This is a genomic window from Bacteroidota bacterium, assembly GCA_018698135.1.
GTDB lineage: Bacteria > Bacteroidota > Bacteroidia > CAILMK01 > JAAYUY01 > JABINZ01.
Genome location: JABINZ010000011.1, coordinates 22,017 through 44,040, shown reverse-complemented (window position 1 = coordinate 44,040; position 22,024 = coordinate 22,017). Strand labels below are relative to the sequence as shown.

The following is a 22,024-nucleotide window of genomic DNA, read 5'->3' as shown; positions in this document are numbered from 1 at the left end:
GTATTGATTTCTTCGTTTTCACCAATGCGCTCACCATAGGGTGGATTCATCACAACGATCCCATCATCAAAAGCTGGTTTATATTTATCAAAGGAATGTTTACGCAACTGAATATATTCTGAGAAACCATACTCTCTTATCGAATCTTGGCAAATATCAATGGACTTTGCTGAATTATCAATACCTACGATTTTAACTTTGGGTTTAACAATTTTTTGGTTTCTTTCGGTGCGAATTTGCTGAAATAATTCTTTGTTATAGTCAGGCCAATTTTGGAAGCTATAGCCACGCCTTTTATAACCCGGTGGTGTATTCGTAGCAATCAGGCATGCTTCCATTAGCAAGGTTCCTGTGCCACACATTAAATCAATAAAAGGGACATCTCCTTTCCAATCGGTGAGCATAATCATTCCTGCTGCAAGAACCTCATTCAAAGGTGCCATGTGTCCCTGAATACGGTAGTTCCTTCGGTGTAATGAAACGCCCGAACTATCCAAGTAGAGAGAGAATTCCTTTTGATTAGCAAAAACACTGAAACGAATATCGGGTTCTTCAATATCAACGGATGGTCTTTTGCCTGACTTATTTCTAAACTGATCGACTATGGCATCTTTTGATTTAAGGGAAACAAATTTTGAGTGGTTGAAGTAGTCGGAATTAACTACACTATCGATAGCAAATGTTTGTTCAAGTTTTAAGTGCTGGCTCCAATCGTACTTATAAATCTGCTGATACAATTGATTGTCGTTGGCAGCGATAAATGTATGAATCTGAACTAAAACTCTCAATGCGGTTCGTAATTCATAATTGGCCCGATACAAAACACGTTGATCACCTTCGCACATCACTGCACGGTTTAGCTTTAATATATCTTGTGCTCCAATAGCTTCCAATTCTGCAACCAATAGGTCTTCAAATCCAAAAGATGTTTTTACGAGTATTTTCAAAATCCTGGGTTTAGCACACAAAGGTAGGGAGAAAGAGAATTTTGACTAATAATAATTTGTTAAGGTGATTTCACAAAGCGCTTCTTTCTGATTTTCTCTATTTCAAGATAAATGCAAGGATCATTGTAAGTGATTTTTTTATCACTATTTGATTCTTTAAAATAGGAGGTTAATGATTTTTGCCATACAAAGCCCAGATTATATCTTCCCCTTCGATAGTAATCCTGTTCATTACTGCTAAAGCCAAGTGTTGCTCCATAAGCTTGATTTTCCTGAAATTTTGGAGTAAAGTAGTGCTGATCGCCTGTCCAAATCCATTCCATAAAAACAATTACACCTGAATCGGGCAGTTTAATATTATATTTTGAAATATCAGCTGTAACCCATTTATTAGGTTTTTGTGCTTTTGCAATTACATTGGATGTCAGTAAGTCGTTCTTTGGAAAAAAGCTATCATTCACTGAAAATATTCTAACTCTGAAAGGAGCCTGATATTTTCCCCAATTGGTGATATAATAGGAAACTGATTTAATATATGGATTAGATTCAGTAGTATTTGGAATATATCTGCCAATTATCCAACCCACTGTTCCATAATTACTTATTGGAAAAATCCGTAGCAAATAATCTGTTTTTGTGTTTCCTAGTTTGCTTGTTTTTACCTTTTTTCGAGAGCTAATAGTTATCTCTTCTAATTGTATTGCTTGTGGAATTAGTTCAATGTAATTAAGCTGATTTAGTTTTAAATCGCTGAATTTTATAATCTGCCTTTTATAGGAGAGAGCTTGGATGACTAAACTGTCATCTTTAAGTTGTCGGCATTTATCCTGTGTAAGTACAAGCTTTCCCTGTCCATATTCATTGGAACACAAGCCATCTTCATGATTAATAAACCAAGCCTGAACAAAGGGAATTGATTCTTTGTTATCGGTATTTGCAATTTTAAATTCATAAACAGCATCCTGTGCACTAGAATGATAAAAGGAAAAAAGGAAGCAAACAATGAGTAATTTCTTGTTAATCATCTTGTGTCATTTTTTATATGACGAAATGTAAAATGGTTTTGTTACTGTGACTTATGAAAAAATATTTTTTTGTGAAATTTAGATATAGTCTTTAATCATTTTAAGTTCAGAATTAGTAGAGATTAAATCATGATGAGATGATTTATGATGAGCTATCTTTATCCATTTTTCTCAGCAAAAATGTAAGTATTAAGAAAACTATCAAAGCGTATATAAGCGTAAAATTAGTGCCCATGGGTCTGTTAGGATCACCAATTGCAATGTGAATAATTTCAGTAGTTAATGCACCAAAAAGCATGCTTATAATTGCGCGAACCCATATTTTTCTTAGATATTTCATTAATATTTCAAATTGAATTATTTCTCACATTGTATAAAATAGCCATCTTCTTTTTGGTATGCTACATGTTGAAAGCCTGCCTGTTTTAATTGCTCAATTACATGCTCAACGGAATGCATGCAAAAGACATCACCTTTTGTAAATCCTTGTCTTGTTAATTCTACATCATCATCCATAAACAGATGAAAACAGCCATTTTCTTTTAATAAATTCCTGATTTTTACAAAAGGAATTTCAAGACTGGTCCAGAAATAGGTCACATTCAATACGTATATTTTATCATAGAAATTGGATTCAAATGTATGTTCTAAAAAGTTCCCATACAAAAGCTTGACTTTGTTGTTATCTATTTGTTTTTTAAATCGTTTAATTGATTTAGCATACATTAATGAGGAGAAATCAATCCCTGTGATTATACAGTTGTATTTTGCTAAAATTTTTTGTATTCCCAGTCCATGTCCAAAGCCAATCTCTAAAATTTGATCGTTTTCCTGAATACTTAATTTGCTTACCAGTTTGTCGTATGCATAGCTGTTTGCTCTTTGCATCAATTTGGAAATAATTTTTCCGAGAAAACCTTTTGGTTGGCGATATTGTTTTTCTATTATTCGGAACATCGATCCGTTTATTTACATGGCTTGAACAGGACAAACAGCTGTACAATCATCACAAAGAATACACTCGGCATGTCTTATTTTTTTATGGTTTGAGATATAGCTCATTACGTCAATATCCATTGGGCAAATTTTGTTACATGCACCGCATTCAATGCATTCATTAGCTGTTGGTTTAATATTAATTATGCTTAGTTTTCTGGTAGGAATCATTACTAATGAAACAGGACAAACATATTTGCAGAAAGCTCTCTGATCATTTAAAACAAAGGCCAGAGGAATTCCAATTGCATAATATAGAAGGTTGCCCGTAAACATCCAGATCATTTCCTTTTGGCCGAGATAATCAGCTCTAACATCATAATTCAAAACAAAAACCAAATAGTATGGAATTAACAGCGAAATAAGGAGTGCAATAAAGCGTATGTTTTTATATTGTGGATTGATTTGTTTCTTTTTCTTTTGAACAGGTAACCAATCGAGAATTGCTGCAGTCCAGCATGCCCAGCCGCAAAATCCTCTTCCCCAAATTAATGGTCCAAATATTTTAGCAATTGCATAATGAATGAATCCTTTACTGAAAAAACCGACCATCACTATTAATGCAACACCTTCTAATTGGAAATTTTCATTATTAATGATTGGCATAAAAATTAACATACAAGGTAATATCATCAGGCTGGCTACTTTTCTCCCTATTATTTTCTTTTTACCTTTAAATCTTGAGCGTAAAAAGATACCTGTTGAGATGGAGAATCCAATCCAAGGGAATATGGCCCAAAATCCCCACCAGCCTATGGTCATATATAAAAGGGTTGCAACAGCCAATCCGATTAAGAATGGCAAACAGATATTTAATGAAATCTTCATGATATCTTATTCTTTATATCATTGCTTATTAAAATGTAGTAAATAGAAATGTATTCCATGTTAGAGTATTGTATTTAAAGAAATACGCTACTCTGAAAAATGTTCGAAGATAAAGGAAAGAAGTCAATTCTGAAATTGAGGAGTTTTAGTCATTGTGGATAATTTATTTCTACCTTTGCCTACCTTAAAAAATGAATCATCAATATGAGGCCAGTTCCAGATAAAGGCATCCCTGATTTAAGAGTCAAAGTTCCCATTCGGATACTTTTACTTCTGGGTTTAGCTATCCTGTTTTGGGCTTCTGCTTTTGTGGGTATTCGATCTGCTCTTGAAAGTTATTCTCCTCAAGCCTTGGCTTTGTTACGTTTCCTGATAGCATCCTTTATATTAGGTATTTATGCCTTGATTATTAAAATGCCATTTCCCAAAAAATCTGATATTCCGTTTTTTGCATTAGCCGGTTTTGTTGGCATTACTCTATATCATTTGTGTCTGAATATTGGTGAACAAACAGTGACAGCAGGGACTTCCAGCTTTTTGGTGAGTGCTGTGCCGATCTTTACAGCTCTTTTTTCACTGTTTATTCTCAAGCAAAAACTGAATAAGTGGGGATGGTTTGGAATCTTAATTAGTTTTTCAGGTATTGCCCTCATTTCTTTTTCCGAAAGTGGATTTGGGACTTTAAATACCGGAACACTTTTGGTTTTAATGGCTGCCTGCTCAGGAAGTTTATATGTTATTTTTCAGAAACGATTGCTGGAAAAATACACACCTCTGGAAGTAGCATCATATACTTTTTGGTTTGGAACCTTTTTTATGCTCATTTTCATACCCCAATTAATTCATGATATTCAGATTGCTACGACTATTGCTACACTTGAAGTAGTGTATTTGGGTATTTTTCCTGCTGCTGTTGCCTATGTTATCTGGACCTATGTTTTGCCCAAATTTCCTTCAGCTACGCACATTACCAGTTATTTGTATATTTCTCCGGTACTTACTATGATCATTGCACTCATATGGATACACGAAATTCCAACAATTGCCTCTATCATTGGTGGATTTATTACGTTGGGTGGCGTTATTCTCACAAATACAATGGGACGCTAGAAATTCATATTTCTAATTTATACATTTTTCCCAAATAAAGGGGAGCAAACAATTTCCTGTTTATAACTACAAACTCTTTTTACAGAAGCTTTTAATATTATTGCAATACTAATTTGTAATTCATTTGAATAAACTATGATGATGAAGAAAAGCTTAGCAATTATTGTATGTCTGATTTTGTTTTCAATTGCAGGGTGTGAGTTCATATCCTTTGATGAGCATAATGTCGATGAGTACACAGGTGATTTTACATGGACTCAAATTGTTAAAAATGCCGATTGGGACAATCGATGGGATCATGCATCCCTCGTATTTAATGATAAACTCTGGATTATTGGTGGCTACAATTCAGGTAATCACGGACAAGATCCTTATTATGAAGATGTGTGGAGTTCGGAGGATGGAGAAAATTGGACGTTAGTTTTGGAAGATGCCCCTTGGAAGGGTAGGCGAGGTCATCAACTTATCTCATTTGAGAATGCCATGTATTTGATTGGCGGTTTTTATGTTGACGAAGCTAATGGCTATCGTAATTATGCCAATGATGTTTGGAAAAGTACAGATGGTGAAGTCTGGATAGAAATAAAACCCATTTTTACACCTGAATTGGATTCTTTAATTGATTGGTATCCACGATTTAATCATAGTTGTACTGTTGCGATGCATGGAGGAATCAATTATATTTATTTAATTGGAGGTGCCACCATGATTCCCGGTAAATCAGGTGAATATGCAGTCAAATATTTTAATGATGTTTGGCGATCTACAGATGGAATAAAATGGGAACAAATGCCGGCAAACGATTTTGGAATTCGTTCAGAACATGCACTGACAGTTGATTCAGCTACCGGAACCTTGTATCTTCAAGGAGGTATTCATGGACGGGTTTTCGAAAGTGCCGATCAATCGAAACAACCAATTCCTGACTGGCATTGGCTCTGGACTTCAACAGATGGAGTGAATTGGATTCCAGCTAATGATTTGGATAGTTTTAATCAAAGCTATTTATACAGGGCTCAACATCAAATGATGTTCTATGATAATTTTTTATGGACATTTCCCGGAAAACATACGTATGAAAGTCATTATTCAAAAAATGATAATTATTATACTATCTGGAAACGGGATGATGTCAATAACTGGACAATCGATTCGCATGGAGCTCCTTTCAGCGGTCGATATGGTTATACCTTGGAAAAATTTCAAGGGAATATTTGGATTTTAGGTGGAGTGTATAGCTATGGCGGACCTTCAAATGACATTTGGAAAGGTGAATATAATAAATAAGGATATGATCAAAATAAAATATAGCATAGTCTTACTAGCAATCGCTTTTTCGATACAGGCACAGGATTCTTCTCGTTTCACCATTCCAATCAAAAACTGGAATATGCAGATAGTGGGCTTGGATGTATTTTACCCAACCTATCTGGCTGATCCTTTAGCGGTTCGATTTGAAGTATCATCACAAAGTGTTAAATATGGTGAAATCGATTACCAAGATGGAATAAACAATGGTGAAGGATATAATGGAAAACTTTGTATCACTGGAGGAATGAGGGTTTCTCTTTTTAAATTCTCCCCTAAAAATAATCCAAATATTGGCATAGAAGCAGAATTAGGAATGGTTCTGCCAGTTTATATGCGGGGAGGAAATCATGATTTTATGGCAAATGATGGAATTTACCATTATTCCTTAAGTGTAAAGCCAAAAGAATGGCTGGTTTTTCGGTTTTCAAAACACCACATCTGTACCCATCGTGGAGATGAATTTACGTGGGGAGGTGTCAAGTCACCTATCGATTTTGATCCAAATATCATGACACTTTATGTGAGGGATGATTTCTATTTATCATCGGCTTTTCGTCCTTTGTATTTTTTGAAAAATAAGCAATGGGATATACTTCAAGTTTATGCCGATTACATTTTCTTTTATCCTGGAGTCGATTTTATGGGAAGGAGGCAAAACAAACCTGATGCTCATGCCTACAATGCTTTTCAGATGGGAGCTGAGTTGGAATATTATTTTCCTAAGCAACATTTCGGAGGAGTGTATGCAGCCTATAATGTAAGTGCCTATAAAACAAATTCTTATTCACCGAATTATTCATTTGTAGCGGGTTATATATTTCCACAGGATTTATATAAAAAAAGACTGAGAGTTGGATTTCAGTATTATGATGGTCGCTCTTTATTCAATGAATTTTACAACCACAAAGAAAAGTTCATGGCTTTTAGTGTGGCGATGGATTTATAAATATATTGAATATCTACTATTGTTCAATGATGTGAAAATTGCCACAGATTAACAGAGTTGTTTTCAGGAGGTCAGTGAAATTTCTGTGAATCTGTGGCCTAAATATGATGGTAGGTACAATAAGTATGTGCGGTATAATAAAGGATATACGTTAGAAATAATAATGGATAAGTGATTGGGGCAGTATTTACTAGGAATTTGATTATTTCTTTTCGACTCTTTGCCAAATCAATGTTTCAATCAATGTTTCAAAAATTAAACGTCTATCGATAGTATCCGTTACAGCTGACATTCTTAGTTGGATTTTAAAATGATTTGGGTCGATGATTGAATAGGCATAAGTGAGGTCTATCTGATCAGGAATCATTTTAATTTCTCTACCCTTATATTTCTCTAATATTTCTTGAGGAATTTCTCTTTCCTTTTCCCAACTCATAGTAAACGTGTTGTTTTCACTAACAAGCCATTTGCCTTCAATAGTTCTTCCTCTGCAATCAAGATTTACGGAATGATAAACAAAAGAGCCGTCAGCTTCCAAATCCAATGTCCCTTTTACAGGGCAAGCCGATTGATCCAATAGGGTGTCGTTATAATACCATTCTTGAACTTCCCAGATTCCATGAAATGAGAAATCGGGATATGTTTCTTGATTTATAAAGTTAAAAGATAGAAGTAATGATAATGTAAAAAGGAATAGTAGAAAATAGTTTCTCATGGTAGTGTTTATTAGTAAACGTATTTATGAGGAATTATTGTGTGCTGGTTTTCATAAACTGGTGTTTCGAAGTCAATTAACTCAACGACTCCTTGCAGTTAAGCTTAATTTTTTATGTTGCTGCGCAATTTTGCCGAATGTTTTAGATTGTAGTCTGGATAACGAGCTGCTACTGTTTTGAGTGATCGTTTTTCTACATCAGAACAAAGCAATTGCAAACTAACATTGCAGGTTTCTAAATCGCTTAATATATTTGATTTTGAATCATGAAATTTGTCTTTCATATCACCAAACAAGCTTTGGTAATAATGCAGCCCTTCTTTAAGATTTTGGACAAAATTCATAAAATACTTTTCTTGTTTAATTGTATTTGATCCTTTTGCTTCAACCAATTTGTTTTTCAGGTAATCGATGTAAATTTTTAGTTCTTTCACAAACATATTGGGACGATCTGTTCTTGAAATCATATTTGCTTTACCGTAAATATGATCCACCATATTTTTCAAACTCATTCTTTTTGAAAAATAAGCCAGATTAGGACTTGGACAAACAGAAACTCCATTTCCTCCATTCCCTGTGTCTAATTGATTAACCAATAGCGTAGAGGTGCCTAACCCCACACATATGCAAGATTTGTCAACAATAGCAGAAAATTCTTTTTTGTATTCGATGGAATTGAGACTTTTCTCATCCAGTTCTTTTATTTTTAACTGCTGATAATGTCGGGAAGCCGGGCAAATTCCTTTTTCTGTAAATTCATTATTTAACGCGACATATTTTTTTGGACAAGTGCTGCCTGCTTTTCCTTTATCTATCAAAGACAATTTCTCAACATCTTTAGTATTGCCTTTCAGACTATTAAATGGTACTCCTAAGGGTGAAATATAGCTCAGATACAAGTCATCTTCCTTAGCTTCAATCAATTTATTCACTGTTGATTCATCAATGGATGCTACTTCAGGAACCAACAGAAAAGGTGTTCCCCAGCCCACAGAATCAACCTCATAATGATCCAATAAAAACTGATGTTCTTCAGCTGTTCCAACACCACCTTGTGCTGTAATCTTAATGCTTAACTCGGCCTTTGGTAAAACACGATTTTTATCTGAAAGTGCTTTATGTATAATTTCATGAATGGATTTGCTGAGTTCTTTTTTATTATCTCTAAAATCAGCTAAAATTGGTCCCATCAAAAAACCATCTGTCGCAAAAGCATGTCCGCCACAATTTAATCCCGATTCGATTCTATATTCTGAAACCCACAAGCCCTTTTTTGCAAAGAATTTACCTTGTATTAATGCTGATCTGTAATCACTGACTTTAAGAACTATTTTCTTTTTGATTTCACCTTGTTCATTGGGATAAAAATCTTCAAACTGCTCGATATAACTATACAAACGTGGATTCATTCCTGCGGAGAGGATGACTGAAGAGTTTAAATTGCTTTTAGCAAAACCTCGTAGCGCTGCGTGTGCATCGTTGTATTCAATAGGTAACTTTTCTTTTTTAAAATAGTTATCCTTGTCAATTTTTGTCATGATATTAACATCTATGCTACCCATCGACAGGTTTTCTTTCAGCCAGATTTTCAACTCATTTACATTGAAATACTTAGATGTTATTTTTTTGAACTCTTGTTTAATTGTTGATGAATCAGGCAACATGCTAAAGTAATCTTTGATTTCCTGTTTTTTATCAAATGCTGAGTTTTTTAAATCTTCGAATTTTTTTTCAACAATTTCATTCATTAAATTCAAATAAGAAGTAATGCGTTCTGCCCTATAATCAATAGAATAAATCCCGATTTCCTGATAAGGAATATTAAACTTTCCGCAATAGAGTTTCCTTAATCTTTCAATAAGTGAATCGTCAACCAGAGATAGTACTGAATCGATACCAAGATGACTGACTTTAATAGGTGTATCTAATGTGTATCCAATTCCCATTACGGGTATATGAAATGAATGATTACTGATCATATCATTAATGATTTATTCATTTAACAAATGCAATAAATATTTTTTTATTGCAGAAATATGTAAGAGGAAGTAATCTTTATCTGCAGTCCCTTTACCCTTCAAATCGATGTGTTCGACAAAGATTAAACGTTTTTATGACCTTAGCTATGCTTAGCAGAGTTGAATAAAATTCAATTTTCAGTCCGCAAACGGGTTTTTGATTAAGCAACAAAGTTAAACTTAAATTTACACAAAGAGTTAGAATTTGTAATGATGAGCAATATCCTGCAAAATGGTTCAGCCTAAAAACACTTCTTTGATTTTAGTTTTATACTCAATTACTGATATTATTTCCTAATGATAATTTATTAATTTATGATTCTTATCTATTTTCTATTATATGTAATTGCTTTAATATATTTGCAAGTCAAATCATAAATTCATAAAAACATGAAATACACATTTTTTACGACCACACTACTATCCTTTATTTTTTTAATTTCCTGCAATACCAACAAACCGGAACGAATTGATGAAGGGGTGAGTGATAATTCAATCCGCACAGCACAAGTTAAAGAGGTCATACAAGCGAGTGGTTATACATATTTACACATCATTGCTGAAGGTGAAGAACATTGGGCAGCAGGTCCAAAAACTGAAATTGAAGCAGGAACTACCATTTTATTTGAGAAGTTTATGGTGATGAATAATTTTACGAGTAAAGATTTAAATCGGACTTTCGATCGCATATTGTTCATGGAGAATATAATTGATCCAGAAAAACTAGCAAGCGATAAAGAACAGATTAGTGATGCTCACGGAAATATTCAAGTTGAAGAAACTGATCATGAAATAAATGTTGAAGTTTTGGAAGGTGGAATTACACTGGCTGAATTATTTGAAAATGCTGAAAAATACGAAAACAAGAAAATAACTGTAAGTGGTGAAGTTGTTAAATTCAACGAGGCAATCATGAACAAAAACTGGGTTCATGTTCAGGATGGAAGTGGAGATGATAAAGTATATGATCTTACAGTTACAACTTTAGAAAAAGTAAATGTTGGTGATATCGTAAACTTTAGTGGAAAAATAGTACTTAAGAAAGATTTCGGAATGGGCTATTTCTTTGAAGTACTCATGGAAGACGGCTTATTGGTTTTGCAATAGCACTAGGGAAATAATCATTTTCGGAAAATTGATATAGAAAAGCAATCTGTTTGTTAAACGGATTGCTTTTTTTAGGAATTAGCCTCTCTTATTTATCGAATTTGCTTTAGCAGTCCATTTTGAATGGAATAATATACTAAATCGTATTCATTGGTATAAAAACCTGTTTCATTATCAAACCTGTATACTTTCGCTTCAATACGTTGTGTCTTTTGATCAAATTCAATTTCGAAATCCTGACCTCTATTTTGTTCGATAAATAGTGGGCTATAGTCTTCATAACAATCAAAACATTCTGAAAGCGTATCATTCTCTATTTTGAAAAGTTGAAAACTGATATGTTGCTTTCCACCTCCATACGTACCAAACCCTTTAAAAAGATACAACTTTTGCTCAGGCGGATTAAGCCTGATAATTCGATCAAAACCAATCATTGGCGATTCTTTTTCAGGAATCATCAGCTGCGATTGGAAATTTCCATTTTCAGTATAATAGCTAGTTATATTCGTATATGTATGAAAGGAACCACCATCTAAATTATCATAGGAATAACATCTGACTAAACTATCGCTTGAATAAGTAATATAAATACATCGCTCAAGGCTGTCGAAAGGATAATTGAAAGAAAGAGGATGAGAGATTGCTTCAAGCATCATAGAATTAAAATTACCCATCACCTCATTTCTTTGTTCAGAAAAAACATGATGTGCACGAAGTTGACACAATCTGCTTAATTGGATATCAATTTGGCTGAAATCGGGCTTTGAAAGTTGACAATAGGAATTGAAAGAAAGGAATAACGAAATGATAAAAAGCAGAAATATTCTCATTGTTAGGTTTAAACCAATTGTTTTTGAAAATCAAAAATAAAAAAACAGGCTGTGTATTAAATTTTGTTTTATACACAGCCTGTTGCTTTAATCGGTTGCTGTTTTTAGCGAAATACTTTCATGCAAACCCAATCTCTGTTGTTCTTGTCGAAAAAGTAATTCCGTGAAAAGCAGCTGAGCCTATTTGCATGTCTTTATTGGTAATCACAAAAAGTATTTTAGCGAGATTATCATTGTCATGAAATAAGGAAATACCCATTTTCTTGACTTGTTTTTCCCTGAATCCAATAATTTAAGATTAGTGTCTTGTGATGTATTGCTATTGATACTTTGTAATTTTTCTTCAACCTTTTCTTCAACCAAATTAATGCTATTAGCAGAAATAAGTAAACGACCGGAATTAATGGAGTTAATAAGTTTTTCGTTGTTCCTATTTCATCTTCGGGATAAACAGCAAAATCAACCAGTTTAAGAAAATGAAAATTCAGTTATTTTTCAGACAAGCTCGATGAGTTTTTTGACAACATTTTCAGCTCCAAGACCAATTTGATCAATTGTTGCATCCAACATATAACAAGCTGTGCTAACCACTTTGTATTTCCTATCGTATACAATTTCACCATGGTCGCTAACTTTATGAGTAGCACCCATGGATTTGATGGCTTGGATTGTTGCTTTATCGGAACCAATGGTAAGGTCGATACCATCTCCAATAACTTTAGCCAATAATACTGGTGAAATACAGAGAGCACCAATAGGCTTGTTGCGTTCAAGCATGGCTTTTATTGAATTTTCAACATCATCATTTACCTGACAGTTTATACCATCAAATGCAAATGAAGATAAATTTTTTGCAGCTCCAAAGCCACCTGGGAAAAGAAGTACGTCATAGTTGTCAGCATTAAATTCATTTAGCGGACTTATTTTTCCACGGGCAATGCGTGCAGACTCGACTAATACATTCCTGCTTTCCGGCATTTCTTCACCTGTTATGTGGTTAATAACATGATGTTGAGCTATGTCGGGAGCAAAAATGCTGTATTCTGCTCCTTCTTTTTGAATGGCATAAAGCGACAAAACAGCTTCATGAATTTCAGTTCCATCATACACACCACTACCTGATAAAACAACAGCAAACTTTATCATAATTTTAGATTTAATTTTTAAGTAATTTCAAATTCCTGATTTCTTCATTTGATGATAATCTAAGGATATACAGACCTTTTTCTATATGCGATAAATCAATTTCGTGAATTTTATTTTCCAGTTTCCTGCTTAAAACAATTTTCCCATCACTTGCAATAATTGATATAACAACATCAGATAATGCATGTTTCCCGCTTTCGATAATTAATACGTCATGCACCGGATTTGGATAAATGAGGAAATCTGTTAATTCATATTCTGATAAACCAATATGAATAAAATCGAAATCTGCAGATTGTGCAGAACAACCTTTACTATCAGTTACAACAACATAATAGGTGCCATCTGCCGGTGGATTGTAATCTTGTGTATTTGCTCCATTGATAATTCCTGACAAATCGAACCATTGATTGTTTGTTGCTGAACTTGATGTTAAGGTATTTCCGTTTTGAGTAATAGTTGGAACTGGTGGATTTGGGTTGACCGTTATGTCTTTTGTGAAATTCCCAGAACTGCATCCGCCCTCACTAACTTGTAAAGATATTTGTTTAGCACCTGCAGAATTCCAGCTGATAATATAAGGTCCTTGACCACTGCCAGACTGCTGCACTGCATCTCCAAAGTTCCAAACATAATTAGCTGAACTACTAGCATTTCCAACATAATCAACGGAAATATTCCTATCCAAACAAACTTCACTATTGACTGTAAAGACAGCCGTTGGCTTTTGATTGACTGTTATACTGAGGGAATAAACATTAGATACACATCCATTTTCTTCAATGTAAAGACTAGGAGCTTTGGTTCCAAATCCAGTCCATTTTACAATGTATGGGCCTGAACCCGAGCCTGAAACGATAGTTGCTCCATCAAAATCCCAATTATAAACTGCAGTAGTTCCGGCAATTCCTATAAAAGTAACAGTGGTTTGCTGTTCCTCACAAATGGAGGTTGGCATGGCAAAGGCCGCAGTAGGAGACTCTGTTACAAGCACTTGTTCTATTTTGATGTTTGACTCGCAGCCATTTGCTGAAACTTTAAGTGTGACCATTTTGGTCCCTGCAAGTTGCCAGTGAAGGATGTATGGTCCCTGACCTGAACCTGATAAAACAGTAGCACCATCAAAATTCCATAGGTAAGAAGCTCCTGAAGTTGCATTCCCGGTATAAGTAATCGTATCATTGGTAAATGTGCAGGCGGTATTTTTTATATCAAAAGTTGATGTAGGCAATTGGTTTACCTGCAGACTAACATTTGAAGGTGCCGAATTGCATCCATTTTCGGTAATAATCAGTGATATAGTTTTGGAACCAACAGTATTCCAGTCTACCGTATAAGGTCCTGCTCCTGAGCCTGATAAGATATTTCCTCCATCGAAATCCCAATTATAAACAGCTGATGAGCCAGCTGATCCCGTGAAGGAAATAGTGTCAATATCGCCAAAACACATGGTTGTTTTTGAGGTAAATGCTGCGTTAGGAACTGCTTGTATGTTAAGTTGATTGCTGGTTTGTGTAGAATTACAAAAATGATCAACAACAGTTAATTTTACAGTTTTTGTAGCTGAATTAACCCAGTATAGAATGTACGGGCCTCTGCCAGATCCTGAAACTACAGTAGCACCATTAAAATCCCAGCTGAATGTTGCGGATGTAGAAGCCTGACCTGTAAATGTGATGGTATCATGTTCAAAAGCACATAAGGCGTTTTTAATTGTAAAGGTAGAAGTGGGAATAGCATACACATTTATGTATTTTGTATTAACAGTTGATGAACAGCCATTTTCACTTACTTGTAAAGTAATCTGTTTGCTGCCGGTACTATTCCATCCCACGTTGTATGGCCCTTGTCCACTTCCTGAAGATATGCTTCCTCCGTCAAAATCCCAAGTATAGGTTGCACCTGATCCTGCACTGCCAGTATAAGTTATTGCTTCGTCAATGCCAATACAAGCCGTACTATCCATATTAAAGTTTGCATTGGGCAAGGATTTTTTAGTCAAAGTAACCGGACTTGATATTCCTGTACATTGATTTGAATTCGTAACCGTAAGTGTTAATGTTGCAGAATTTTTAACCACTATGCTTTGTGTAGTTTTACTATTCGACCATGTATAGCTTGCATAACCAGATGGACCCGTTAAAATAACACTATCGCCATCACAGAATGAAGTGTTGCCGCTAATAGTAATATTAGGTGTAATGGTTGGGCATAAGGTTACTTTTCGAATAACGTGATTATCACTGTCAATAATAAGCATACTGGTGTCGGCTGGATTGTAAATCATGCCTTTTGCATTGTAAAAACGAGCAGCGGTTCCGAATCCATTGGTGTAACCTGATTGATTCAAAGTAGCACTTCCTGCATAAGTTGTTAACGTACTGTTGCTGTATCTTGCTACCCGATGCTGGTCTGTAAAATAAAGACTGCCATCATATTCAAGTATATCAGAAGGCGTCCAGTAAGCACTGCTAATAGTTTTGACCCAAGATGAATTAAGAGATATTTTACGAATTTTTGATCCCCAATTATCTGTCACATAAAGTACACTGTCCTTAAGATATAATCCGGCTGGTCCATTGAATTTTGCAGTTGAAGTAGCGTGACCATCGGTACTTCCTGAAGAATTTGGTTGACCCGCCAACAAGGACACTGCTCCACTTGAGGTGATTTTTCTAATCACGTGATTGTTGAAATCAGAAACATAGAGATTCCCAGAAGCATCGACCACTATATCAGTAGGACCATTGAATTCTGCAACAGTAGCAGAACCATTAACATAACCACCACTTGTACCTTGTTTGCCACTAAACTTGCTAACAGTTTGCGCACTGCCAAGTGATGTAAATGCAGTTAATTTTCTAATTACATTATTGCTATAATCAGCAATATAAATTTCATTGTTTGGTCCTACGGCCATTCCTTTTGGGTTGTAAAAGCGAGCATTAACGCCACTGGAATTTACATAACCCGTATTGGTATATGACCCTGCTCTGACATATACCATATTGCTGGAAGTAATCATATAAATTACCTGTCCACCAGTTTCTGAAATCCAAAAGTTTCCCTGTCCGTCCAACGCAATTCCATATGGCTGATTAAATTTGGCTGAAGAAATTGCTGTGCCTGAACTATTATAACCAGGAACATTAGGTGAACCAGCAAATAAACTTACATTTTGAGCTTGTCCTGAAAAAGACAAAGCAAGAACAAACAATATGCTAATTGAAATATTTTTCATATGTCTATAGTTAAATTTTAAAGGTCATGCGGAACTCGCATTATAATCATTCCTATGTGTGAGAAATTTTTTACTCATGCTCGTTTCATCTGTTTATAATTGTTTTTTAGTTGTCATATGCCTGCCCGATGCAGGCGGGGAACTCGCATATAGTCATTTCCTTGTGCCTGTAAACCGAAGTGTTTCGGCACACAGGTGTGTGTGTAGACATATACTCATGCTCGTTTCATCAAACTATTTTTAAGTATTTAATTCTTATTATTTGGATACAGCTCAACCTATTCATCCGTATTTATTTATTAAATGACTAGCTGTTAGAAAACAGTAAAAAACTGTAATTAGCTGTAAATTTACGAAATCCTATTATTTCTTCAATAGCGATTTTACTATTTCAAAAGGGAAGGAGATTTAACAAGTTTGTTTTCGTTATTGGTATAAACGGCATATTCAAATCCTTTTGTAAGGCTGTAGGTGCCATATTCACCATATTTATTGAGTGCAATAAAACCTACCTGAAAATCACGATAGTCTTTTTGTTTTTCCATGATTCTTTCAACGGCCATCTGGCAAGCTTTTTCAGGTGATTTTCCCTGTCGCATTAATTCAACAACTAAATGGGTTCCTGCAATTCTAATTACTGCTTCTCCTTTTCCTGTTGCTACAGCTCCACCCACATCTCCATCAACAAATAGTCCGGCACCAATAATAGGGGAGTCGCCTACTCGTCCGTGTAATTTCCAAGCCAGACCACTGGTTGTGCAAGCTCCGCATAATTTCCCTTCCTCATCAAGAGCCAACATCCCAATGGTGTCATGATTTTCTTTGTCAGGGGTTGGTTCAGGATGATAGTTTTGTGTGCGCATCCATTCTTGCCATCTCAATTTGGCTTCATAAGTCAATAAATTTTCCTTTTTAAAACCTTTATTTAGGGCAAACTCCTGTGCACCAATTCCTGTTAACATAACATGGGGAGTATCTGTCATAACTTTTCGAGCCACCGATATAGGGTGCATGATTTCCTTCAAAAAACCAACAGAGCCACAATTACCTAATTCGTCCATAATGCATGCATCCAAGGTCACATTACCGTCTCGGTCAGGCATGCCACCATATCCAACGCTGCTAACTTCAGGATCTGCTTCTGAAATTTTTACACCTGCCTCTACAGCATCCAGTGCGTATCCTTTATTACTAAGCACCTTCCATGCAGCTTCGTTGGCATCCAACCCATGATTCCATGTAGATATGACGATTGGTTTATTTTGAATTTTCTTTTTACAATTTTGAGCATCTTTGTTGGGATAACCCATGCTTTTTTTAATGCCGGCTGGTAATGCTGCTAACGAGGCTACAATAAAAGAGCCTTTAATAAAGTTTCTTCTCGATGTCATGATTTATTCATTTGTATGCAAATTTATATAATAATAAGAATTGTATGGCATGCTCAGGAATCTAATAGGATGTTGGTAAAATAGCTTTACTAAAATTGCAAAACAAACTAAATTAGCAGTATAATTTATATGATTGCATGAAATACATCCGAATAATATGGTTTGCAAATTTGTTGTTTTTATTTTGTTTTAATTCTGCTTCTTCACAAAATATTGCAGGTGGTGAGATTCTGGGTACAGTAAATAAAACAAATAATAAACTATATACAAACTTGTATTTGTATACCAATTGCTACAGTCAGCATCCTGTTACAACAAAATTATTTATGAAATGCGCAAGCAGCGGGCTTGTATTGGACTCTATTACATTAAATATGTCGGCACCTGTAGATGTTTCTGGCTTATGTCCCAATCAGTGCAACCATTGCAGCGATTTGAATTGTTCATTTCCATATGGATACAGACGATATGGATACAGTGGCTATTTTGATCTGACATCGGTTAACACTTGTCAGGAGGTTGTTGTTTATTTTCAAATGTTCAAGCGCTCCTCTACCATAACAACAGGTTCGGCTTCTTCCGATTTTTATTTGAAGAGCCGATTTAGTTTAAGTAATCCAAATCAGTATAGTATGCAGTTTTTTGAAACAAGCCCTCGCTTTTTGCATTGTCGAAATCAGGATTACTTTGAAAATGTTCTGTTAATAAGTTCCACTGAGCAAGATTCAATTGTTTATGAAATTACATCTCCTAAAGAAAATGCAAGCAAGAACATAAATTACAATGCTTCCTATAGCTACGATAAACCCTTATCATTTTGGGGTTTTCCCAATAAAACATTGAGTTATCCAAGGGGGTTTCATTTAGATCCTGTATCAGGCGATTTTTATTTTCGTCCATTACAAAGTCAGGAAACACCTGTTGCCATCAAAGCAACTATTTATAATGCTGATGGTTTTGTGGCAGAAATGACCAGAGAATGGATATTGAATATTAACAATTGTAACAGTAATTTTTCGCCATCTTTAAGTGGTCCTTTTTATTATCAAGTCTGTAGTTTTTCACCAAAACAGTTTACAGTTAGTGCAGGGGATTTTGACGTAAATGATAGTTTGCTCTTTGATAATAGTACGAATTTCAATTATAAGTTAATTAGTCAGGATTATTCAAATCCGAATAATCCCAAACAGACTATAGAAGTATTATTTGGTCCGAATACGAATCATAGTCCTGAAATAGTAACGTTAACGGTTAAGGACAATAAGTGTCCCATACAAGGATCTCAAAGTAGAGCTTATGTATTTGATGTGATTGATGGTGTTTTTGCCAGAACTGTTGTTAGCGATTCAAGTTGTGGCCGCTACTTATTTGATTTAGATCTTATGATGGGCGACATTAAAACCATTAAATGGATGATTGATTCTGTTGTTGTTTCTCAGGATACTTCATTCTATTATCAGTTCTATAGCGAAGACACTTTTTATTATTCGCTTGAATTAAGTGGTCATAATGGATGTAAATACTTTTTTGCTGATAAAATAATTACGACAATTACAAAACCCATTGTAAATGCGGGTTTGGATGATACAGTTTGTTTTGCGGGAGCTTTATATCCTTTAATTGGGCAACCTTTCCCATCCATGGGGCATTGGCAAGGGAATGGTGTTTTCATGAAAGATAATTATTGGTATTTTAATCCAAGCGATAGCAGTGTTTCAGAAAATACAAGCTATGAGTTAAAATACAGTTACACATCTTCGAATGGATGTGAGAATTCAGATAGCCTGAATTTATATGTTTTAGAAACGCCAAAACCCAATTTAGGAGCAAGTTTGACAGTTTGTGAGAATGCAAATCCTGTTCAACTTGTTGGTTCACCTAAGTCTGGAGTTTGGTCAGGTGCTGGTGTCGTTAACAATATTTTTGATCCGGACATAGGTGTTGGACAATATCTCTTAAGTTATGAAGTCAATACGAATGGAATTTGCCCCAATAGCGACACATTATCAATGCATGTTGCTCCACTTCCTGAAGTTCATTTTTCGGTTTCGCCTATTAACGGAGAAGTACCGCTGTTAGTTGATTTTAAAGACAGCTCAATGATCAGTAGTGGCAATATTGCTACTTACCATTGGAACTTTGGCGATGGAGATACTAGTTTTCAATATGGCTCGGTTCAACATACCTACACTAAAGCTGGATTATTTTCTGTTATTTTGTTTTGTGAAAGTGATCAGGCATGCCAGTCCTTTGCTATCAGATCAAATATTGTTAATTCCTGGCCTGTTTCTATTGAAGAATTTAAGCATAATGAAGTAGAGGTCTTTCCGAATCCTTGCTCCAAATCCTTATATATTTATTCAGAAGAGCAAAGAATCCAAAAAGTTTTGTTGATTGATATGCTCGGAAATATTGTTTATACCAATTCTGATATATCAAATAATAAGACTGAAATACCACCGTTGAACTTTAAAGGGTTGTATATATTACAGGTGGAATTAATTTCCGGAGAAAACTACTTTAAACCTGTTTTGTTTAATTAAACTCTTCCACTTTATTTTTGTCGAAAAGGGTTTCTTGGATGTTGTATATGTAGTCTCCCATCTTCTCCATGGCAGAAATTACATCTTTATATACCATGCCAACTTCAAAACTTAATTCATTCAAATTAATCCTTTCCATAAGATTTTTTATCAAATCATCTCTAAGTTCATTAATTTGGAATTCAAGTTTCCTTGCCTGCTTGAAAGTGTTCTCATTCGACTTCCCATTAATACTTAGATAGGCTAAATCAAATGCATTATCAATTAATTCGAATAGTTCATTAAGCTTATTGCGTTCCTCTTTTTTAAACTCATTTTTACTACCAAATACTTTTTCAATTCGGCCAGCTATTTTAAAACAACTATCCCCAATACTTTCTAATTCATTATTAACTCTGAAATAGGATTTCAGCAGATTGGAGCTTTGCTCACTTATTTTACCTTTTGATATTTGGGCAAAATAAAGAGATAAAGCTTCCATATTACCATCAGCTAAAATTTCATGTTTTTTGATTTTTTTTATGGCTTTTGCAACAATCTTCTTTTCATTCTTTTCAATTAACATAGGAATGAAATGAATCATTTTTTTAATTTGCTTTGCAAAGCGACTTAATTCTTTGCTTGCCTGTAAAATGGAAATTTCAGAAGTAGAAACAAAACCGGATCTAAATACCTGCAAATGAGAGTCATCGTCCTCACTGAGATCAGTTGAAGAGACCATCCATTTTGTCATTTTGACAATAAAAGGTGCAAAGCCTATCAATAAACTCGTATTAATGATATTGAATATGGTGTGAAAAACAGCTAATGCAATGGGCAATATTTCCTTGGTTTTTTCAAATCCAACTGCACTTGAATTATCTAAAATTGAAAAACCTGTTCGAAACTCAACAATATTATCAATCCACCTAAGGAATGGGAAGAAGAATATGATCATCCATATCACACCGATTAGGTTAAAAATTAGATGCGATCGCGCAGCTCGTTTTGCATTTACATTTCCAATGATAGCAGCAATATTAGCCGTGATAGTTGTTCCAATATTTTCACCTAATACCATGGCTGCTGCAATATGAAATGGAATTAATCCATTGTAGCATAAAACAAGGGTTAGTGCCATGGTTGCACTGGATGATTGGATAACAACTGTTAGTATGGTTCCAACAATAATAAAAATAAAAACTGACCAATAGCCAAAATCTATATAATTTGACAAGAATGCCAGTATTTCAGGATTACTCTTGATATCAGGAACAGCTTCTTTTAAGGCTTGCAAACCAAGAAATAAAATGGCAAATCCTACTATAAATTCTCCCCAAGTTTTTCTTCTTTCATTGGATGAAAAGAATAGAGGCAAGGAAAGTCCAATAAGTGGTAATGACAAGGCACTTAAACTGACTTTAAAACCAAGCAATGAAATAATCCAAGCAGTAACAGTAGTACCAATATTGGCCCCCATGATAACTCCTGTCGCTTCAAGCAGCGTTAACAATCCGGCATTTACGAAACTAACCAGCATAACTGTAGTTGCTGATGATGATTGTATTACTGTAGTGACAAGAAAGCCTGTAAATACGCCTTTTATTCTATTGGATGTCATGGCAGAAAGTATGGACTTCATTTTTTTTCCAGCTACTTTTTGCAAGGACTCACTCATCAGTTTCATTCCGTATAGAAAGAACCCCAGTGATCCAATTAGGACCAATACTTTAATGATTATTCCCCAACTAGTCATTATTATTTCTTATTAGCCAATTTAGCCTAGTTTTTTAATTCGTTAAAACTATTAAAATAATGCAAACAAATATCACATTAGGTGCAATAAAAAAGCATTCCTGAAATTTTGCAGAAATGCTTTTTTTTATACAAT

The 22,024-nt window shown here is 34.8% G+C and carries 16 protein-coding genes and 1 pseudogene; 5 read left to right on the top strand and 12 right to left on the bottom strand.

Annotated elements, in window-relative coordinates:
• The 5 genes from HOG71_01150 to HOG71_01130 form a co-directional block, all read right to left on the bottom strand.
• A partial coding sequence (locus HOG71_01150; GenBank protein MBT5989436.1) for a class I SAM-dependent RNA methyltransferase occupies window positions 1-947 on the bottom strand: 947 nt, incomplete at its 3' end.
• A gap of 59 nt (window positions 948-1,006) precedes the next feature.
• Window positions 1,007-1,972, bottom strand: a complete 966-nt coding sequence (locus tag HOG71_01145; GenBank protein MBT5989435.1) for a hypothetical protein — start codon at window positions 1,970-1,972, stop codon at window positions 1,007-1,009.
• A 142-nt stretch (window positions 1,973-2,114) separates the two neighbouring features.
• Complete coding sequence (locus tag HOG71_01140) at window positions 2,115-2,312, bottom strand: hypothetical protein (GenBank protein ID MBT5989434.1); 198 nt, start codon at window positions 2,310-2,312, stop codon at window positions 2,115-2,117.
• 17 nt (window positions 2,313-2,329) lie between these two features.
• The gene (locus HOG71_01135) at window positions 2,330-2,929 is read right to left on the bottom strand and encodes a class I SAM-dependent methyltransferase (protein MBT5989433.1); all 600 of its coding nucleotides are present in this window, start codon (window positions 2,927-2,929) and stop codon (window positions 2,330-2,332) included.
• Between the two features lie 12 nt (window positions 2,930-2,941).
• The gene (locus HOG71_01130) at window positions 2,942-3,796 is read right to left on the bottom strand and encodes a 4Fe-4S dicluster domain-containing protein (protein ID MBT5989432.1); all 855 of its coding nucleotides are present in this window, start codon (window positions 3,794-3,796) and stop codon (window positions 2,942-2,944) included.
• A 204-nt stretch (window positions 3,797-4,000) separates the two neighbouring features.
• Between HOG71_01130 and HOG71_01125 the strand changes: the two genes are divergently transcribed.
• From HOG71_01125 to HOG71_01115, 3 genes are all read left to right on the top strand, one after another.
• Window positions 4,001-4,906 (top strand): EamA family transporter, encoded by a 906-nt coding sequence (locus HOG71_01125; protein MBT5989431.1) that lies wholly within the window; start codon window positions 4,001-4,003, stop codon window positions 4,904-4,906.
• A 141-nt stretch (window positions 4,907-5,047) separates the two neighbouring features.
• The gene (locus tag HOG71_01120) at window positions 5,048-6,193 is read left to right on the top strand and encodes a hypothetical protein (protein MBT5989430.1); all 1,146 of its coding nucleotides are present in this window, start codon (window positions 5,048-5,050) and stop codon (window positions 6,191-6,193) included.
• Window positions 6,194-6,197: 4 nt separating this feature from the next.
• Window positions 6,198-7,163 carry a hypothetical protein gene (locus tag HOG71_01115; GenBank protein MBT5989429.1) on the top strand — a complete coding sequence of 322 codons (966 nt, stop codon included), beginning with the start codon at window positions 6,198-6,200 and terminating at the stop codon, window positions 7,161-7,163.
• Window positions 7,164-7,365: 202 nt separating this feature from the next.
• Here HOG71_01115 and HOG71_01110 read toward each other — a convergent pair whose 3' ends face one another.
• Together HOG71_01110 and HOG71_01105 are read right to left on the bottom strand one after the other, a co-directional pair.
• Entirely contained in the window at window positions 7,366-7,878 is a 513-nt protein-coding gene (locus HOG71_01110) for a hypothetical protein (GenBank protein ID MBT5989428.1), read from the bottom strand.
• 206 nt (window positions 7,879-8,084) lie between these two features.
• Window positions 8,085-9,857, bottom strand: a pseudogene (locus tag HOG71_01105) (hypothetical protein).
• A 429-nt stretch (window positions 9,858-10,286) separates the two neighbouring features.
• Between HOG71_01105 and HOG71_01100 the strand changes: the two are divergent.
• The gene (locus tag HOG71_01100) at window positions 10,287-11,003 is read left to right on the top strand and encodes a hypothetical protein (protein MBT5989427.1); all 717 of its coding nucleotides are present in this window, start codon (window positions 10,287-10,289) and stop codon (window positions 11,001-11,003) included.
• 92 nt (window positions 11,004-11,095) lie between these two features.
• On the opposite strand, the gene HOG71_01095 is transcribed toward HOG71_01100, so the two are convergent.
• From HOG71_01095 to HOG71_01080, 4 genes are all read right to left on the bottom strand, one after another.
• The gene (locus HOG71_01095) at window positions 11,096-11,833 is read right to left on the bottom strand and encodes a hypothetical protein (GenBank protein ID MBT5989426.1); all 738 of its coding nucleotides are present in this window, start codon (window positions 11,831-11,833) and stop codon (window positions 11,096-11,098) included.
• Between the two features lie 495 nt (window positions 11,834-12,328).
• On the bottom strand, window positions 12,329-12,979 hold the full coding sequence (gene elbB / locus HOG71_01090; GenBank protein ID MBT5989425.1) for an isoprenoid biosynthesis glyoxalase ElbB: 651 nt from the start codon (window positions 12,977-12,979) through the stop codon (window positions 12,329-12,331).
• A gap of 10 nt (window positions 12,980-12,989) precedes the next feature.
• Window positions 12,990-16,220: a T9SS type A sorting domain-containing protein gene (locus tag HOG71_01085; protein ID MBT5989424.1), complete on the bottom strand. Its 3,231-nt coding sequence runs from the start codon at window positions 16,218-16,220 to the stop codon at window positions 12,990-12,992.
• Between the two features lie 386 nt (window positions 16,221-16,606).
• Entirely contained in the window at window positions 16,607-17,611 is a 1,005-nt protein-coding gene (locus tag HOG71_01080; GenBank protein ID MBT5989423.1) for a N(4)-(beta-N-acetylglucosaminyl)-L-asparaginase, read from the bottom strand.
• Between the two features lie 137 nt (window positions 17,612-17,748).
• On the opposite strand from HOG71_01080, the gene HOG71_01075 reads away from it, so the two are divergent.
• Window positions 17,749-20,154, top strand: coding sequence for a PKD domain-containing protein (locus HOG71_01075; protein ID MBT5989422.1), 2,406 nt, complete (start codon window positions 17,749-17,751; stop codon window positions 20,152-20,154).
• Here HOG71_01075 and HOG71_01070 read toward each other — a convergent pair.
• Entirely contained in the window at window positions 20,147-21,889 is a 1,743-nt protein-coding gene (locus HOG71_01070) for a Na/Pi cotransporter family protein (protein ID MBT5989421.1), read from the bottom strand. The genes HOG71_01075 and HOG71_01070 overlap by 8 nt on opposite strands.
• Window positions 21,890-22,024 lie beyond the last annotated feature (135 nt).

What these genes read in the sequence shown, in the direction of transcription:
- HOG71_01145 (MBT5989435.1), bottom strand. Translation starts at nt 1,972, where the DNA reads ATGATTAACAAGAAATTACTCATTGTTTGCTTCCTTTTTTCCTTTTAT.
- HOG71_01140 (MBT5989434.1), bottom strand. Translation starts at nt 2,312, where the DNA reads ATGAAATATCTAAGAAAAATATGGGTTCGCGCAATTATAAGCATGCTT.
- HOG71_01135 (MBT5989433.1), bottom strand. Translation starts at nt 2,929, where the DNA reads ATGTTCCGAATAATAGAAAAACAATATCGCCAACCAAAAGGTTTTCTC.
- HOG71_01130 (MBT5989432.1), bottom strand. Translation starts at nt 3,796, where the DNA reads ATGAAGATTTCATTAAATATCTGTTTGCCATTCTTAATCGGATTGGCT.
- HOG71_01125 (MBT5989431.1), top strand. Translation starts at nt 4,001, where the DNA reads ATGAGGCCAGTTCCAGATAAAGGCATCCCTGATTTAAGAGTCAAAGTT.
- HOG71_01120 (MBT5989430.1), top strand. Translation starts at nt 5,048, where the DNA reads ATGAAGAAAAGCTTAGCAATTATTGTATGTCTGATTTTGTTTTCAATT.
- HOG71_01115 (MBT5989429.1), top strand. Translation starts at nt 6,198, where the DNA reads ATGATCAAAATAAAATATAGCATAGTCTTACTAGCAATCGCTTTTTCG.
- HOG71_01110 (MBT5989428.1), bottom strand. Translation starts at nt 7,878, where the DNA reads ATGAGAAACTATTTTCTACTATTCCTTTTTACATTATCATTACTTCTA.
- HOG71_01100 (MBT5989427.1), top strand. Translation starts at nt 10,287, where the DNA reads ATGAAATACACATTTTTTACGACCACACTACTATCCTTTATTTTTTTA.
- HOG71_01095 (MBT5989426.1), bottom strand. Translation starts at nt 11,833, where the DNA reads ATGAGAATATTTCTGCTTTTTATCATTTCGTTATTCCTTTCTTTCAAT.
- elbB (MBT5989425.1), bottom strand. Translation starts at nt 12,979, where the DNA reads ATGATAAAGTTTGCTGTTGTTTTATCAGGTAGTGGTGTGTATGATGGA.
- HOG71_01085 (MBT5989424.1), bottom strand. Translation starts at nt 16,220, where the DNA reads ATGAAAAATATTTCAATTAGCATATTGTTTGTTCTTGCTTTGTCTTTT.
- HOG71_01080 (MBT5989423.1), bottom strand. Translation starts at nt 17,611, where the DNA reads ATGACATCGAGAAGAAACTTTATTAAAGGCTCTTTTATTGTAGCCTCG.
- HOG71_01075 (MBT5989422.1), top strand. Translation starts at nt 17,749, where the DNA reads ATGAAATACATCCGAATAATATGGTTTGCAAATTTGTTGTTTTTATTT.
- HOG71_01070 (MBT5989421.1), bottom strand. Translation starts at nt 21,889, where the DNA reads ATGACTAGTTGGGGAATAATCATTAAAGTATTGGTCCTAATTGGATCA.